13 protein-coding genes and 2 tRNA genes are annotated in these 13,836 nt (G+C 61.8%); 4 read left to right on the top strand and 11 right to left on the bottom strand.

Going from position 1 to position 13,836, the window contains the following annotated elements; all coding sequences use genetic code 11:
- Window positions 1–130: 130 nt before the first annotated feature.
- The gene (locus DESLA_RS0111110) at window positions 131–523 is read left to right on the top strand and encodes a PAAR-like domain-containing protein (RefSeq protein WP_028572496.1); all 393 of its coding nucleotides are present in this window, start codon (window positions 131–133) and stop codon (window positions 521–523) included.
- Here the strand turns inward: DESLA_RS0111110 and DESLA_RS0111105 are convergent, their stop codons facing one another.
- The 4 genes from DESLA_RS0111105 to DESLA_RS0111090 form a co-directional block, all read right to left on the bottom strand.
- On the bottom strand, window positions 524–1,660 hold the full coding sequence (locus DESLA_RS0111105) for a DUF1786 domain-containing protein (RefSeq protein WP_084032025.1): 1,137 nt from the start codon (window positions 1,658–1,660) through the stop codon (window positions 524–526).
- Window positions 1,653–4,259: an ATP-dependent chaperone ClpB gene (clpB, locus tag DESLA_RS0111100; RefSeq protein WP_028572494.1), complete on the bottom strand. Its 2,607-nt coding sequence runs from the start codon at window positions 4,257–4,259 to the stop codon at window positions 1,653–1,655. The genes DESLA_RS0111105 and clpB overlap by 8 nt, the downstream gene beginning before the upstream one ends.
- Before the next feature lie 66 nt (window positions 4,260–4,325).
- Window positions 4,326–4,643, bottom strand: coding sequence for a chaperone modulator CbpM (locus DESLA_RS0111095; RefSeq protein ID WP_028572493.1), 318 nt, complete (start codon window positions 4,641–4,643; stop codon window positions 4,326–4,328).
- 24 nt (window positions 4,644–4,667) lie between these two features.
- Window positions 4,668–5,666 (bottom strand): DnaJ C-terminal domain-containing protein, encoded by a 999-nt coding sequence (locus DESLA_RS0111090; RefSeq protein ID WP_028572492.1) that lies wholly within the window; start codon window positions 5,664–5,666, stop codon window positions 4,668–4,670.
- Between the two features lie 250 nt (window positions 5,667–5,916).
- Here DESLA_RS0111090 and DESLA_RS0111085 point away from each other — a divergent pair, with 250 nt between their 5' ends.
- The 3 genes from DESLA_RS0111085 to DESLA_RS0111075 all read left to right on the top strand — a co-directional run bounded on the left by DESLA_RS0111085 (window position 5,917) and on the right by DESLA_RS0111075 (window position 7,477).
- Window positions 5,917–6,618 carry a zinc dependent phospholipase C family protein gene (locus DESLA_RS0111085; protein WP_028572491.1) on the top strand — a complete coding sequence of 234 codons (702 nt, stop codon included), beginning with the start codon at window positions 5,917–5,919 and terminating at the stop codon, window positions 6,616–6,618.
- 204 nt (window positions 6,619–6,822) lie between these two features.
- Entirely contained in the window at window positions 6,823–7,053 is a 231-nt protein-coding gene (locus DESLA_RS0111080; protein ID WP_028572490.1) for a hypothetical protein, read from the top strand.
- Window positions 7,043–7,477 carry a PIN domain-containing protein gene (locus DESLA_RS0111075; RefSeq protein ID WP_028572489.1) on the top strand — a complete coding sequence of 145 codons (435 nt, stop codon included), beginning with the start codon at window positions 7,043–7,045 and terminating at the stop codon, window positions 7,475–7,477. Before DESLA_RS0111080 ends, DESLA_RS0111075 begins: the two co-directional genes overlap by 11 nt.
- A gap of 99 nt (window positions 7,478–7,576) precedes the next feature.
- Here DESLA_RS0111075 and DESLA_RS0111070 read toward each other — a convergent pair whose 3' ends face one another.
- From DESLA_RS0111070 to DESLA_RS0111040, 7 genes are all read right to left on the bottom strand, one after another.
- Window positions 7,577–8,125, bottom strand: a complete 549-nt coding sequence (locus DESLA_RS0111070; protein ID WP_028572488.1) for a type I restriction enzyme HsdR N-terminal domain-containing protein — start codon at window positions 8,123–8,125, stop codon at window positions 7,577–7,579.
- A gap of 185 nt (window positions 8,126–8,310) precedes the next feature.
- Window positions 8,311–8,387, bottom strand: a tRNA-Pro gene (locus DESLA_RS0111065).
- An 81-nt stretch (window positions 8,388–8,468) separates the two neighbouring features.
- Window positions 8,469–9,881 (bottom strand): RtcB family protein, encoded by a 1,413-nt coding sequence (locus DESLA_RS0111060; RefSeq protein WP_337833222.1) that lies wholly within the window; start codon window positions 9,879–9,881, stop codon window positions 8,469–8,471.
- 187 nt (window positions 9,882–10,068) lie between these two features.
- On the bottom strand, window positions 10,069–12,039 hold the full coding sequence (mutL, locus tag DESLA_RS0111055; protein ID WP_028572486.1) for a DNA mismatch repair endonuclease MutL: 1,971 nt from the start codon (window positions 12,037–12,039) through the stop codon (window positions 10,069–10,071).
- Window positions 12,040–12,081: 42 nt separating this feature from the next.
- A complete protein-coding gene (locus tag DESLA_RS20100) occupies window positions 12,082–12,963 on the bottom strand; it encodes a patatin-like phospholipase family protein (protein ID WP_051434609.1) in 882 nt (293 codons plus the stop codon).
- 19 nt (window positions 12,964–12,982) lie between these two features.
- Window positions 12,983–13,516, bottom strand: coding sequence for a hypothetical protein (locus DESLA_RS0111045; RefSeq protein WP_028572485.1), 534 nt, complete (start codon window positions 13,514–13,516; stop codon window positions 12,983–12,985).
- Between the two features lie 198 nt (window positions 13,517–13,714).
- Window positions 13,715–13,791: transfer RNA gene (locus DESLA_RS0111040), tRNA-Arg, on the bottom strand.
- Window positions 13,792–13,836 lie beyond the last annotated feature (45 nt).

Raw genomic sequence — 13,836 nt, 5'->3', positions numbered from 1 at the left:
CATCACCTTGCGCGGTTCAGGGCAAAATCATCACCTTGACATCGCCCGTGCTGAACGTGGCCGAGCACCGAATCGGAAGGATGCGTCAGTTTTGCATTGTTGCACTGGAATTCATAACCACGGAGCGCTGATGTTTGCCGTAACCACCAACGCCGGTCGGATCGGCGGGGATTTGGATGTTTGTGGGACGCCTTCTACAGCCGGGACCACCCCGGAAGTCTATGCCAACACCGTGTCCCCGGCCCAGGGAAAGCCCAAGGCCCAAAAGCTGTTGGTCGCCGGGATGCCGGCCCTGCACCGGAACTCGTCCTGCGGGCCGAGCGCGGGGAATGAACAAGGGGTCGCCGGGGGAGTGATTTCCGGGGAGGTCAAGGGGCCGGCTTCGTTCAGCACGGGCAGCGCCAAGGTGATGATCGAGGGCAGTCCGGCCGTGCGCCTGAACGACGCCGCGGTGCTCAACGGCGGCAATGGAGTAGGGCGGGTGTTGGAACCCAGTCAGGGCAAGGTGATGATTCTGTCCTGATCAGCGGCCCTGGCGCGTGAACTCCCAGCCTTGCAGCAACCCGAAACACCCGGCCAGCATCATGTCCCCGCCCGGGGCGAGGAACACGGCTCCGGTGTCCCGGAGCAGGGCGCGGCGGGGGCCGAGGACGTAGGTGGGGGCGAAGGCTCCGGCTTCCGGCGGCAGGTCCAGGGTCAGGCAACCGTGGCCGAACTGGTCCATGACCTGTTGGTGGGTCAGCAGGCCGTGGCGGAACAGGTCCAGGTCGGCCAGGACGTCATCCCGGCTCCGGTTGGAGTGCTGCTCGTAGACGCCGAGGATTTGATCCTGGAAAAGCAGAAAGCCCAGGACATGGCTGTTGCCCACGTTGATCACGCACACGCCTTCAGTTTGCTGACGCTCTCGGACCTCGGGCTCGAAGAGCGCGCCCAGCACCGCGGCGGCGCCGGTGTCCGCCACCAGTCCGGCGCCAATGCGGGCTTTCAGGGTGCGCAGACGGGTCAGCTGCACGGGCGGGTCGGCGAAAACCAGGGCCTCGGGCCGGCCGTGGGCCTGGAGCAGGAAGTCGTGCCAGAGTTGGAACCGGCCGACGCGATTGCTGGAATCCGGGTGGTAGCCGTGATCCTGGGCCGCAGCTAAAATCAGGTCCGGGTAGTCCAGCCCGGCGGCGGCCAGGAAAGTCCGCCAGAAGCCTGGATCAAAGTCGGCCAAGTGCAACGGGACGTGGCCGGGCGGGCAGGTTTCGGTCAGGTCGACGCCCAGGGCCCGGACCCGATCCGGATTGTCCCCCAGGGAAAAAGCCGCTTCCGGATGGGCGGCCAGGGGCAGACCCTGCTCCAGATGGGCCTTGGCGGTCCGGAAGAAGCCGCCGCCCATGTTGTCCCCGTAGAGCCAGACGGCCCGGCGGGCCGCGGTCAGGGCCGCGATCCGACCGGCCACAACCCGGGCCGGGGAGGGCAGCACGAACTTGGGGCAGTTCTCCGGCTGCTCGCCGGGGATGTGCAGCAACACATCCTGGGTCCCGCTGCCGATGTCCAGACACAGAACCGAGCGCGGCCCCTCTTCAAACTCCCGCGCTGCGCACTCCTTCCGGCTCCCCCCTTCCGACTCCTGACTCCTGACTCCTGAATTCTGAATTCTTCCCGTCACCTCACCCATTGTTCAACACCAACCCGTCGTCGCCCACGTCGATGCGAATCTTCTGGCCGTCCAGAATCTTGCCGGAGATGATCGCCTTGGCCAGCGGGGTTTCCAGCCGGGCCTGGAGATAGCGCCGCAAGGGGCGGGCCCCGTAGATCGGGTCGTAGGCCTCCCGGGCGATGAATTCCCGGGCCTGGTCGGCCATCTCCAGCTCGATCTTGCGGTCCGCCAACCGTCCGCGCAGCCCCTGGAGCAGCAGGTCGATGATCTGCTTGATCTGTTCCAGGAGCAGCGGCTTGAACAGGACCACCTCGTCCACCCGGTTCAGGAACTCGGGCCGGAAATGGGAGCGCAGGGTGCCCATGACCTGCTCCCGTGTGCCGGGCCGCAGCTCGCCCTCGGGGGTGATGCCTTCCAGCAGGTACTGGGAGCCCAGGTTGGAGGTCATGATGATGATCGTGTTCTTGAAGTCCACGGTCCGACCCTGGCTGTCGGTCAGCCGTCCGTCGTCCAGGATCTGCAGCAGGGCGTTGAACACATCCTGGTGGGCCTTTTCCACCTCGTCGAAGAGGACCACGCTGTAGGGCTTGCGGCGCACGGCCTCGGTGAGCTGGCCGCCCTCGTCGTAGCCGATGTATCCGGGGGGCGCGCCGATCAGTCGGGCCACGGTGTGCTTTTCCATGTACTCGGACATGTCCAGGCGGACCATGTTCTCCTCGGTGTCGAACAGGGCCTGGGCCAGGGTCTTGCACAGCTCGGTCTTGCCCACGCCGGTGGGGCCGAGGAAGATGAACGAGCCGATGGGCCGGTTGGGGTCCTTCAGCCCGGCCCGGGCCCGGAGCACGGCGTCGGCCACGGCCGTGACCGCTTCGTCCTGGCCCACCACCCGCTCGTGCAGGGTATCGCCCAGGCGGAGCAGCTTTTCCCGCTCCCCTTCCAGGAGCCGCGAAACCGGAATCCCGGTCCAGCGGGAGACGATCTCGGCCACGTCGTCGGGGCCGACTTCTTCCTTGACCATTCGCGCCCCGCCGGAATCCGCGGTCATCTTGTCGTCCTGATCGGCGAGCATCTTTTCCAGTTGGGCCAGTTTGCCGTAGCGTAATTCAGCCACCCGGTTCAGATCATAGGCCCGTTCGGCCTCCTCGATTTCCAGGCGGACCTTTTCAATCGTTTCCTTGACGTTGCGCAGCTCGTCGATGGTCTGCTTTTCCTTTTCCCACTGGGCCAGCAGAGTACCCTGAGATTCCTTGAGATCGGCCAGTTCCTTTTCCAGCTTTTCCAGACGGTCCCTTGAGCTTTCGTCCGTCTCCCGCTTCAGGGCTTCGCGCTCGATCTCCAGTTGCAGGACCTTGCGGTTGATCTCGTCCAGCTCCGAGGGCAGGGAGTCGATTTCCGTGCGCAGCATGGCCCCGGCCTCGTCGATCAGATCAATGGCCTTGTCCGGGAGCTGGCGGTCCGTGATGTAGCGGTGAGAGAGCACCGCGGCTTCGACAATGGCGCTGTCGTTGATCCGCACCCCGTGGTGGACCTCGAAGCGCTCCCGCAGGCCGCGCAGGATGGAGATGGTGTCTTCCACGCTGGGCTCTTCCACCAGCACGGGCTGGAAGCGGCGCTCCAGGGCCGGGTCCTTCTCGATGTGCTTGCGGTATTCGTCCAGGGTGGTGGCCCCGATGCAGTGCAGTTCGCCCCGGGCCAGCATGGGCTTGAGCAGGTTGCCGGCGTCCATGGCCCCCTCGGCCTTGCCCGCGCCGACAATGGTGTGGATTTCGTCGATGAACAGCAGAATCCGGCCCTCGGACTGCTGGACTTCCTTGAGCACGGCCTTGAGCCGTTCCTCGAACTCGCCCCGGTACTTGGCCCCTGCTATGAGCGCGCCCATGTCCAGGGAGAAGACGGTCTTGTCCTTGAGGCCCTCGGGCACGTCCTGCTTCAGGATACGCTGGGCCAGGCCCTCAACGATGGCCGTCTTGCCCACCCCGGCCTCGCCCACCAGAACGGGGTTGTTCTTGGTCCGCCGGGACAGGACCCGGATGCAGCGGCGGATTTCCTGGTCCCGACCGATGACCGGGTCCAGCTTGCCCTTGCGGGCCTCCTCCACCAGGTCGCGACCGTATTTCTGCAGGGCCTCGTAGGTGTCTTCCGGATTGGCCGAGGTGACCCGCTGGTTGCCGCGGACTTCGGTGAGCACGGCCAGGATGCGGTCCGGGGTCAGGCTGAACTGCTTGTTCACCCGCCCGGCGGCCGTGGAGGAGGGCTCCTCCAGGATGGCCAGCAGGACGTGCTCCACGCTGACGTATTCGTCCTGCATCTTCTTGGCCTGATCCTGGGACTTGAGCAGGACGCCGTTCAGACGCGGGGTCACCACCACCTGGCCGGGCTGGGCTCCGGGACCGCTGATCTTGGGCAGCTTGCCGATCTCACTTTCCAGGGCCTGCACGTAATTTTGCGGCTTGACCCCGGCCCGATCCAACAGGCGAGGCGCCAAGCCGTTTTCCTGGTTGACCAGGGCCAGGAGCAGATGCTCCACGTCGATTTGCTGATGTCCGAAACGGATGGCCGCGGCTTGGGCTTCGGCCAGGGCTTCCTGGGATTTTTGGGTGAATTTGTTCATGTCCATATGCGGGTCCTCCTTGGAGGTGGAATGGAACGTATGGGAGTTATGGGATTGATGGGGGCATGGGGGCTACAGCAAGCGGCGTAGATCCCGGACCTGCAGTTCCAGGTCCTCAATGCGTTCCAGCAGGTCGATAATGATCGTCCCGGCCAGGGCCGGAAGTTCGAAGTCGGTGCAGATTCGCTCCAGCTTGCTGACCTTGTACACGTCCCGGGGGTGGAACAGGTAGCAGTCCTCCTGGGTCCTGTTGGGGCAGAGCCAGCCCAGTTCCACCAGCTCGCCCAGTCTGGTCGGGTGGATTCCGGTCAACTCAATGAACCGGGACCAAATCACCAGTTCCGATGTCGCGGGCAGTTCCTCGTTCAGTATTTTGATGCTTAGTGCCATGGATTTTTGCTCCCTGTGAACTGATCAGTCGTCATGTCGGGGCTGAAACGTGGACGTCCGGGCCAGTTGCTCCCACAATTCGCGCTCCTGGTCGCTGGGTTTTTCAGGGACCGTGATCATCACGCGGATCAGTTGGTCGCCTTGCTGGTCGCCCTTGCCCAGGCCCTTGCCGCGCAGGCGCAGTTTTTTTCCGCTGCCGGTCCCGGCGGGGATGTTCATTTCCACGGCCCCGGCCAGGGTTGGAACCCGGGCCTTGCTGCCCAGGGCTGCTTCCCAGGGCGCCAGGAGCAGGTCGTAGACAATGGAGTTGCCTTCCAGCTTGAACTTGGGGTGCGGGGCGATCTTGATCTTCAGATACAGATCCCCATTGGGACCGCCGCGCATTCCCGGCGAACCTTGCCCGGCCAGCCGAATCCGGGAACCGTTCTTGATTCCGGCCGGGATGTTCACCTGCAAGGACTTGGTTTCCATGCGCGGCATCCCGTCCGGACCGATCACCTGCTCCTGAAAGGAAATGGCTCTGGCGCCGCCGGAAAAAGCGTCCTCCAGGGGCAGCTCCATGCCGACCTCCACGTCCCGACCTTTGGTCTGCCGGGGGCCGAACCCGCCGGAACCGAAGGGGTCGCCCTGATAGCTTTGTTCTCCGCGAAACTGGCCCCCGAAGATGGTCTCGAAAAAGTCGCTGAACCCGCCGAAACCGCCCTCGAATTGCGGACCTCCAGAGGGACCGCCTGACGAGTACGAACGGAAGCGGCTGGAATCGAAGCCCGGCGGCGGCTGGAAATTCTGGCCGTGCTGCCAGTTTGGGCCCAGGGAATCGTACAATTTTCTCTTCTCCGGATCCTTGAGCACTTCATAGGCTTCGTTGAGTTCCTTGAATTTTTTCTCCGCATCGGCGTTGTCCGGATTCAGGTCCGGATGATATTTCCGGGCCATTTTTTTGAAGGCCTTGGAAAGCTCGTCCTGGGACGCGGTCTTGGAAACGCCCAGAAGTTGGTAATAGTCTTTGAAAGAAACACTCATGGTCGATTATTCTCCTTGCGCAAGAATCAAAGTGGCAAGATGTGGAAATGAATGCCCAAGATAGGAAGAAAATGTTTTCTGTCAAGTTTTTGACTTAAAATGGTTCAGGCGACACCCTGGACTTTGCATGAAACGAGTATACTTGATGCGCTGCACGAGAAAAAGTGGGCGCAAAAAATATCGCGTCTTGCGGTCTCGGGCGGGTTCGGCTAGAGAACCCGGATTCAACTTCAGAGGAAACCGAATCTTCATGCTCATCAAATGTCTGCTCGTCCTTATCGGACTGCTCGTCGTTCCTTCCACGGCCTGGGCCTGGGGCCCACTGACCCACATCTACGTGGCTAGCGAACTCTTCGCCTACGCCTCGATCATCCCAAGCGCAATATTTGGGCTCATGACGAAATATCGTCAAGACTTTTTATACGGAAATCTGATGGCGGACATGATTTTGGGCAAGAGCTATCTGCCCGAGGACAAGAGCCCGCACAGCTGGACTACGGGGAAGCGGTTTCTGGATCAGGCCCAGAACGACTCGGAAAAGGCCTTTGCCTACGGCTACCTCTGTCACTTGGCCGCCGATACCGTGGCCCACGGGATTCTGGTGGAAGAGCAGCAGGATCAGTCCCATGCTTGGCTGGAGATGCAGGCCGACGCCATGATTCACCGTGCCTACTGGTTGCAGTCCGTGAGCTTCAGCCGGGCCGTGCAGCGGCGCAACGACCGTTTTCTGGAAAGCTCCCTGGACAGCTATATCTTTTCGTTCAAAACCAACCGAAAAATCTACAAAAGCCTCGTCTTCCTCTCTCTGCTCAACGTCCGCCGCAAGATTCGGGTGGACCAGGAGTACATCCACGAACTTCATGACAATTCCCTGGCCAGAATGATCAGTCTGCTCCGAGACGGCGAAAAATCCCTGGTGCTCCAGGAAAATCCCATGGCCGTCAAGCACTGATCGGCCGTCCCTTTCCTTCCGTTTCTTCAGGCCCGTCGCCTTTTTCCGCCTTTCCAAAAAGCCCGCGCTCCAAATGGGGCGGATGATCAGCGATCAGTCCGCCCCCGGTCTTATTTTTAATGAGTGTCAGGACGTGCCTTGTCTTCTCATTGTTTCACGTGTTATGCGTGTGGCACGAATTTACGTGAAAAATGGGGGTTGCTGATGAAACAGAATATTACGCTGGCCCTGGAAAAAGATCTGTTGTCTGAATTGAGAGTCCTTGCCGCCCGGAAATCCATGTCCATCAGCGGGATGCTCAGCAGCCAACTCAGGGAAATCGTGGAGCAGGAAAAGCAATACGAACAGTGCAAAAACAGGGCGCTGGCCTCCCTGCGCCAAGGCTACCATTTTGGCGGACGTCCTGCTTCAAGGGAAGATCTCCATGCCCGGTAAGCGGTTCCTGGACACCAACATCCTGATCTACGCCCACGACCTGGACGCGGGGCGGCGTCATGCCGTGGCCGCCTCGCTTGTAGCGGAACTTTGGGATACCGGACAGGGTGTACTCAGTATCCAGGTCTTGCAGGAGTTCTATGTCAACATCACCAGGAAAATCCCGCAGCCCTTGACGCCTTCCATTGCTCGCGGCCTCATTGAAAACTACTGCGCTTGGGAAGTCATGACACCGGAAGTCCAGGACGTGCTCCGCGCATCCGAGGTTCAAGAAAGAAACAGCCTCTCGTTCTGGGATGCCATGATCATCGTTTCCGCTTCCAAGTCCGGAGCCGATATCGTCATCAGCGAAGATCTCAATGCCGGGCAATCCATTGAAGGAGTACTCGTTCACAATCCGTTCGTCGGTCAAAACAAGACATGATCGCCCCGTAACCCATCCAAGGGACATGCTCTGGTTGGATTCGACGTGAATTGGTCTTCAGCCTCTTGCTCCGGCCTTGATCTCTGGCGCAAAGACGTCTCAGGCAGGGCATGACTGACCGCAACACCCTTCCAGGAATCCGCTGTACATGTAGAAGACTCGCTGTTCCCGGGCCAGGCGGGTCGGGTCCAGTTGAGGGGCCGGGTGCTGGGCGAGGAGGTCTTGCAGTTCCTCCCAGGAGGGAATGGCGGTGAAGCCGCTGGCCAGGACCTTGCCGCTGGCGGCGCTCAGGAGTCTGGCGTCCTTGCTGTCCGTGACGATGACCAGGGGGGCGGGAGCTTCGGGCAGCAGCCTGGCGGCGTACACCGCTTCCCGCGTGTAGGTCTCGGGGGTGCCGGAGCAGAAGAGCAGAGCGAGGGCCGGATCGCCGTGCTCGTTGCGAACGAGGATGTCCACATTGCGGGAAAAGGGGTTGCCGTCCACCAGGAACTGGATGGGAACTCTGGGGGACAGATTGGCCTTGGGGTAGCCTTTTTCCTCCACCAGTAGCCGGGCCAATCCCTGGCGCAGGTCTTCGTAGGTGGTCAGTTCCAATTCTTCTCCGGTGAGATAGTCTTGAATACTTTGGCCGAGGCTTACTTCATGCACGGAGTGCTCCTTATTTGAGTGTTGAAAAAGTCCTTTGACAGTCCCTTCAAAAAACAAGTGTTAAGGAGCAAGAAAAGAGAGGTCAACTCATCCACCAGGGTACTATTTGGTAAGCCAGCTCTAAAAGTGGCAGGAATTTAACGCAAAAAAGGGTTACGGTTTGCACCGTAACCCTTTGAAATTTCTGGTCGGGATGAGAGGATTTGAACCTCCGACCCCCTGAACCCCATTCAGGTGCGCTCCCAGTCTGCGCTACATCCCGTCAAAGAAAGTATCTTTACGCCATACTTCCTTGAACTGTCAATCAGCGGTGACAAAAAAAGCTTGTACCGAAACGGATTCCTCAGCCCTTGAGGCAGGCCAGGGGAGCAAGGCGGGCGACTTTGGCGGTCAGGCCGGCCTGGGCCGTGGCTTCGACCACCTGATGGATGTCTTTGTAGGCCGCGGGGGATTCTTCGGCCAGGCCCTTGAGGTGGTTGGTCCGGATCAGGATGCCCTGGGAGGCCAGGGAGTCCAGAACGTCCCGGCCTTTGGCCAGCTTCAGGGCCTGAGACCGGCTCAGGGCCCGGCCCGCCCCGTGGCAGGTGGAGGCAAAGGTGGTCCGGCTGGTTTCCCGACCGACCAGAATATAGGATGCCGTGCCCATGCTTCCGCCCACCAGCACGGGTTGGCCGATGGTCTGAAACGGTGGCGGGACTTGGGAATCGCCGGGGCCAAAGGCTCGGGTGGCGCCCTTGCGGTGCACGAACAAGCTTTTCGTGGCTGCCTGGACCGGGTGGCGTTCCTTGCGGCAGGTGTTGTGGTTGATCTCGAGCAGCGTGCGCAAGACGGCCTGGGGAAGAACCCGGGCAAAGGCGTCCCGGATCAGGTGGACGATCATCTGGCGGTTGGCCATGGCGTAGTTGGCGCCGCAGGCCATGGCCGAGAAATAGCGTTCGCCTTCCGGGGAACGGATCGGGGCGGAAACCAGCTCTTTCTCCGGCACGGGGATGCCGTACTTGCGGGCCGCCTGGCCCAGGACACGGACAAAATCCGTGCCGATCTGGTGCCCCAGCCCCCGGGAGCCGCAGTGCACGGAGAGCAGCACATCGCCCGGGGCCACGCCGAGGACCTGAGCCGCGTTCGGTTCCAAGACCTCCTCCACGACCTGGATTTCCAGGTAGTGATTCCCCGCGCCCAGGGTGCCGAGCTGACGTTTTTCGCGTTGGCGGGCAGCGACGGAGACCTGATCCGGGTCCGCGCCGGGCATGGTCCCTCCGTCTTCCAGCCGCTCCAGCTCCCCTTGTTCTCCGTATCCCCGGCTCACCGCCCACCGGGCTCCCTGGGTCAACACCCGGTCCAGCTCACGGGCCGTGAGGGACATGTCGCCTCCCTGGCCCACTCCGGCGGGGACCAGAAGCTGCAACGCATGCAGCAATGCCTCCAGGTGCGGCTGGATCCCATCCCGGTGCATGCCCGTATGCAGAACCCGGACCCCGCAGGCAATGTCGTAGCCCACTCCCCCCATGCAGATCACCCCGTCCTGGTCCGGGTCAAAGGCCGCCACGCCGCCGATGGGAAACCCGAACCCGCTGTGGGCGTCCGGCATGGCCAGGGCCGCCTCGACAATGCCGGGCAGGGCGGCCACGTTGGCCAATTGCCGGGCCACGGTCTCGTCCATGTCCGCGACCAGGGCGCGGTCACCGACGATCCGGGCCGGAACGCGCATCGGCCCGCTTCGCGGCAGCTCCCACACCCAGGGGGAAATTCGGGTCAATGACTTGAGGTCCATTGTCATATACCGATTCTACTTCGGCAATGCGTTATTCGCTTGAAAAAATACAGTTATCGGGGTCGGTGTCGGGATCGAGATCGATACTGTTTGTTCGCCAACAATCCGAATTCGACCCCGATTCCGATGCCGATACCGAGACCGAAAGAGAAGCTTTGAATTTGAAATGGTATTACCCCTTGCGCTTGAACAGCTTCTCCAGTTCATTGGCCCCCAGACGGACCGTAATGGGGCGTCCATGTGGGCAAAAAGAGCGGTCCGGGCAAGTCAGCCAGGCGTCCAAGAGGTGCAACGCTTCTGAGCGATCCAGCTTTTGGCCGGCGGTGATGGCGCTCTTGCAGGCCATCAGGTGCCAGATCGGCTCCAGCTTTTGGGAAAGGGAGAGGGCCGCTTCCGTCTTCAGATTCGCTTCTTGTCCTTGGCCCTGGTCGCGGCCTAAATCAAGGTCAACGGGCTGGTCGTTGAGCAGATCCAGGAGGAATTCCTTGGCCGCGCCGGTGGCCATATGTTCGGGCAGACCGCGAACAAGCAGCAGGCCGGGCCGGGGATTCTCCAAGCGAAACCCGATTTCCGGCAAGGTCGTCCAGAGCTGTTCCAAAGATTCCTGCTGAGCCGGGTGCAGGGACAGTTCCAGGGAGACCAGCAGGTCACGGGGCACAGGACGGGCGGAATGACGCAAGCGCTGAAATAGAACCCGCTCATGGGCCGCGTGCTGGTCCACCAGCAGCAGGCCTTCGGCCGTGGCCAGAACCAGATAGGTGTTCAGCACCTGCCCCAGATAGTGAACATCCCCCGGGGCGGATTCGGTCGAGTCTGGTGTTTTGGAGATCGGATCAGGGGTGGCGGGCTGAAAAAACGGACCAGCCGTTTCTCCGTTGCCACCCGCTGTTTCCACTGACGCGACCGGGACTGAGGAAGGCCGGGAGTCCGCGGGAAAAAGTCGCTGGTATTCGCGGAGGGTGGAAAACTTGGGACGATTACCCGGGCGCGGATCGTCCGGATAGGTGGTTTCCTGGGTGGGTGGTCTTCCTGGAGAGAAAGGGTCGTGTTGGACTCTCGCGAGACCATCAGCGAGGCGGCCAGCGGAATTCCCTCCTTCAGGCGGCTCGGTGGAGGCGGGGCCCAAGGAGAAGGTTTTGGGTTCGGAGCGTTCCAGAGCCTGGGACACGGCGGCCCGGACCAGGGAAAAAATTCCCTGCTGGTCGCGGAACCGGACCTCGGACTTGGCCGGGTGGACGTTGACGTCCACCTCTTCCGGTGGAATCTCCAGGAACAGGGCCGTTTGGGGATACTCCCGTGACAGCAGCCGCCCCTGGTAGGCGTCCCGGACCGCGCGCAGCAGGAGCTTGTCCTGCACCGGACGCTGGTTGACGTACAGCAGCATCCGGTCCGCTTGGCCCTGGGCCGTGCCCGGCGCACCGACCATTCCGCGCAGACGCTGACCGTCGCGAACCAGGTCCACTTCCAATAGGCTGTCCGTGACCGCGGGCGGCCAAATCGCGGCCAGGCGCTGCCGAAGATCGCCCGTGGGAGGCAAATTCAACGCCGCCCGCCCACCTACCGTATAGTCGAAATGCACCCCGAGATGGGCCAGGGCCAACCGGCAAAAGATGTCCTGACAGCGCTTGCCCTCGGTGGTGGTGGTCTTGAGGAATTTCAGTCTGGCCGGGACGTTGACGAACAGGTCTCGGACCTCCACCCGGGTACCTTCGGGCAGGGCGGCCGGACCGTTGCCGACGATGCGCCCGGCGTCCACGTCGATGAATGTGGCTGTTTCGTCCCCCCTGGCCAGGGAGGTCAGACGCAGGCGAGAGACCGAAGCGATGCTGGGCAGGGCCTCGCCCCGAAATCCAAAGCTGTGCAGGGAGAACAGGTCTTCGCTGCTCAGGATTTTGCTGGTGGCGTGCCGGGTCACGGCCAGTTCCAACTGGTCCGGCGCGATGCCGAACCCGTCGTCCTGGACTTGGATCAATCCCTGACCGCCGCGATCCACCACGACCTGAATCCGTGTCGCGCCGGCATCCAGGCTGTTTTCCAGAAGCTCCTTAAGCACGCTGGCCGGACGCTCCACCACTTCGCCGGCGGCGATCTGGTTTTGCAGTTCCGGGGGCAGGATACGAATGGACGGATTGTATTCAGGCATATGTCGGTGTGGCGCGTGGTTGGTCCGCTTTGTTCTCGGGGGTCATCCGATCTGAACAGGACATTCCAAATCGTGAAGAAAGGCGCGGGCCGCCCGGGCTCCGGCGTTCGAACAGGCCGGGCCCTTGAAAAAATCCAGCAACCGGAAGTCGCGGAGTTCCGGCTGAATCAGGAAGTCGGGCGGCTCTTTTTCCAGGCGCATCAGGTTTACGGTCCGCTGCATGATGTAGATGCTGTGAATCAGCACGGAAAACAGGCTGGGCTTGCGGCCCGCGGCGGCGAGATCGGCCGAGCACCCTCCGGTTTCGAGGACATGGGCGTTGAGGTCCACGGCCACCACCACCTCGGCCCCCATCCCGCGGCAGATGTTGACCGGCAAAGGGTTGATCAGCCCTCCGTCCAGCAGGAGCCGGTCTCCGACCCTGCCCGGAGTGAACATGCCCGGCAGGGCGATGCTGGCCCGCACGGCCGGGATGATCGGGCCGGAGGAGATGACCACTTCCTCGCCGGTTGTCGCGTCCGTGGCGTTGACGGCCAGTGGCGGATCGCACTCCTCCAGGTTCTTGACGCGCAGGAAACCGGCCAGAAATTCCAGAACCTTGTCCCCGTCCATCAGCCCGCACTTCGCCAAAACGGGATCGATCATGCGCAGCAGGTCCAGCCGTTGCAACGTCAGGGCCCGGTCCACGAAGCGCGGCCAATCCCCGCCGGCGTAGGCCGCGCCGATGAACGCGCCGATGCTCGAACCGGCGAGACAAGCCGGACGCAACCCAGCCCGGCTCAGCTCCTGAAGAAATCCGATATGGGCGAACCCTCGGGCTGCTCCTCCGCCCAAGACCAGACCCAGTCCGGCGGAACGCAGGTCGTCTAAATTGCATGGGGCGCGTGGGGTGCGCGGAGGGGAAGAAGCGGAGTCTCCGGTCATGAAACGCGCTCTTTTCGGATCAACTGTTCTGATCGCGAAAGCCTTCGCGGATCACGCGGTGTTCGCCGGTCTCGGTGTCCAGATCGTAGATGTTGAAGTTGGTGCGCATGTCCAGCCCTTCGTAATGCACCGCGAAATTCAACGAGGCCGACCCTTCCGGGCCGCTGGTGATCCGATGGAACACGAAACGCGGCCAGACCAGCATGGCCGGTCCGTTGAACAGCACCGCGCCGTCCTGCAGAATTTGGGTCGGCGTTACGGTGAAGCTGCGCATCCCATGATCCTGGATGTATATGTCCACATGCCGGGTCCCGTACAAAACGATCAGGTTGTCGTCCTGAGAAAGATGCATGTACCAGGGCCGGGCCACCTCTCCCACCGGACCGGGAGAAACCGCGCTCCGAGCGTGCAGCACCCGGTCGATGGCGTCGATCCGGGGCAGGAATTCCATGGGCACGTTGTCAAAGGAAACTCCTGGGGTTTTCCGGAGTTGCTTCAGCGGAATGATGCGATAAAAGTTTGGAATTTCGGAGAAAATGGGGGAAGCGGTCATGGCCTCTCCTTATGGGTTTGAATGGAGTCTGGAGACAGGCGGCGAAAGGATGCTTCATCCCCAACCGCTTGCGCGTCGATCCGAATCGGTACTTGCAAACCGTTTGGACGGTCAAGATGTCTAGCCGTGCGTTGTGGCCGGGATGCAGTCGCCGCAAAAAAGCCACCGTCGTGACGACGGTGGCTTTTAAGAAAAATATGGTGCTCCCGGTAGGATTCGAACCTGCGGCCTATCGCTTAGGAGGCGATCGCTCTATCCACCTGAGCTACGGGAGCGGAACCTGATTTCCTAACGCCCGAGGAACACGACGTCAAGACGTT

This window comes from Desulfonatronum lacustre DSM 10312, assembly GCF_000519265.1.
GTDB classification, from domain to species: Bacteria; Desulfobacterota; Desulfovibrionia; order Desulfovibrionales; family Desulfonatronaceae; genus Desulfonatronum; species Desulfonatronum lacustre.
This window is presented reverse-complemented; position numbering and strand designations above follow the sequence as displayed.

Excerpts from the sequence above, each read along its gene's own strand:
- DESLA_RS0111110 (WP_028572496.1), top strand. The coding sequence starts at position 131 with ATGTTTGCCGTAACCACCAACGCCGGTCGGATCGGCGGGGATTTGGAT.
- DESLA_RS0111105 (WP_084032025.1), bottom strand. The coding sequence starts at position 1,660 with ATGGGTGAGGTGACGGGAAGAATTCAGAATTCAGGAGTCAGGAGTCAG.
- clpB (WP_028572494.1), bottom strand. The coding sequence starts at position 4,259 with ATGGACATGAACAAATTCACCCAAAAATCCCAGGAAGCCCTGGCCGAA.
- DESLA_RS0111095 (WP_028572493.1), bottom strand. The coding sequence starts at position 4,643 with ATGGCACTAAGCATCAAAATACTGAACGAGGAACTGCCCGCGACATCG.
- DESLA_RS0111090 (WP_028572492.1), bottom strand. The coding sequence starts at position 5,666 with ATGAGTGTTTCTTTCAAAGACTATTACCAACTTCTGGGCGTTTCCAAG.
- DESLA_RS0111085 (WP_028572491.1), top strand. The coding sequence starts at position 5,917 with ATGCTCATCAAATGTCTGCTCGTCCTTATCGGACTGCTCGTCGTTCCT.
- DESLA_RS0111080 (WP_028572490.1), top strand. The coding sequence starts at position 6,823 with ATGAAACAGAATATTACGCTGGCCCTGGAAAAAGATCTGTTGTCTGAA.
- DESLA_RS0111075 (WP_028572489.1), top strand. The coding sequence starts at position 7,043 with ATGCCCGGTAAGCGGTTCCTGGACACCAACATCCTGATCTACGCCCAC.
- mutL (WP_028572486.1), bottom strand. The coding sequence starts at position 12,039 with ATGCCTGAATACAATCCGTCCATTCGTATCCTGCCCCCGGAACTGCAA.
- DESLA_RS20100 (WP_051434609.1), bottom strand. The coding sequence starts at position 12,963 with ATGACCGGAGACTCCGCTTCTTCCCCTCCGCGCACCCCACGCGCCCCA.
- DESLA_RS0111045 (WP_028572485.1), bottom strand. The coding sequence starts at position 13,516 with ATGACCGCTTCCCCCATTTTCTCCGAAATTCCAAACTTTTATCGCATC.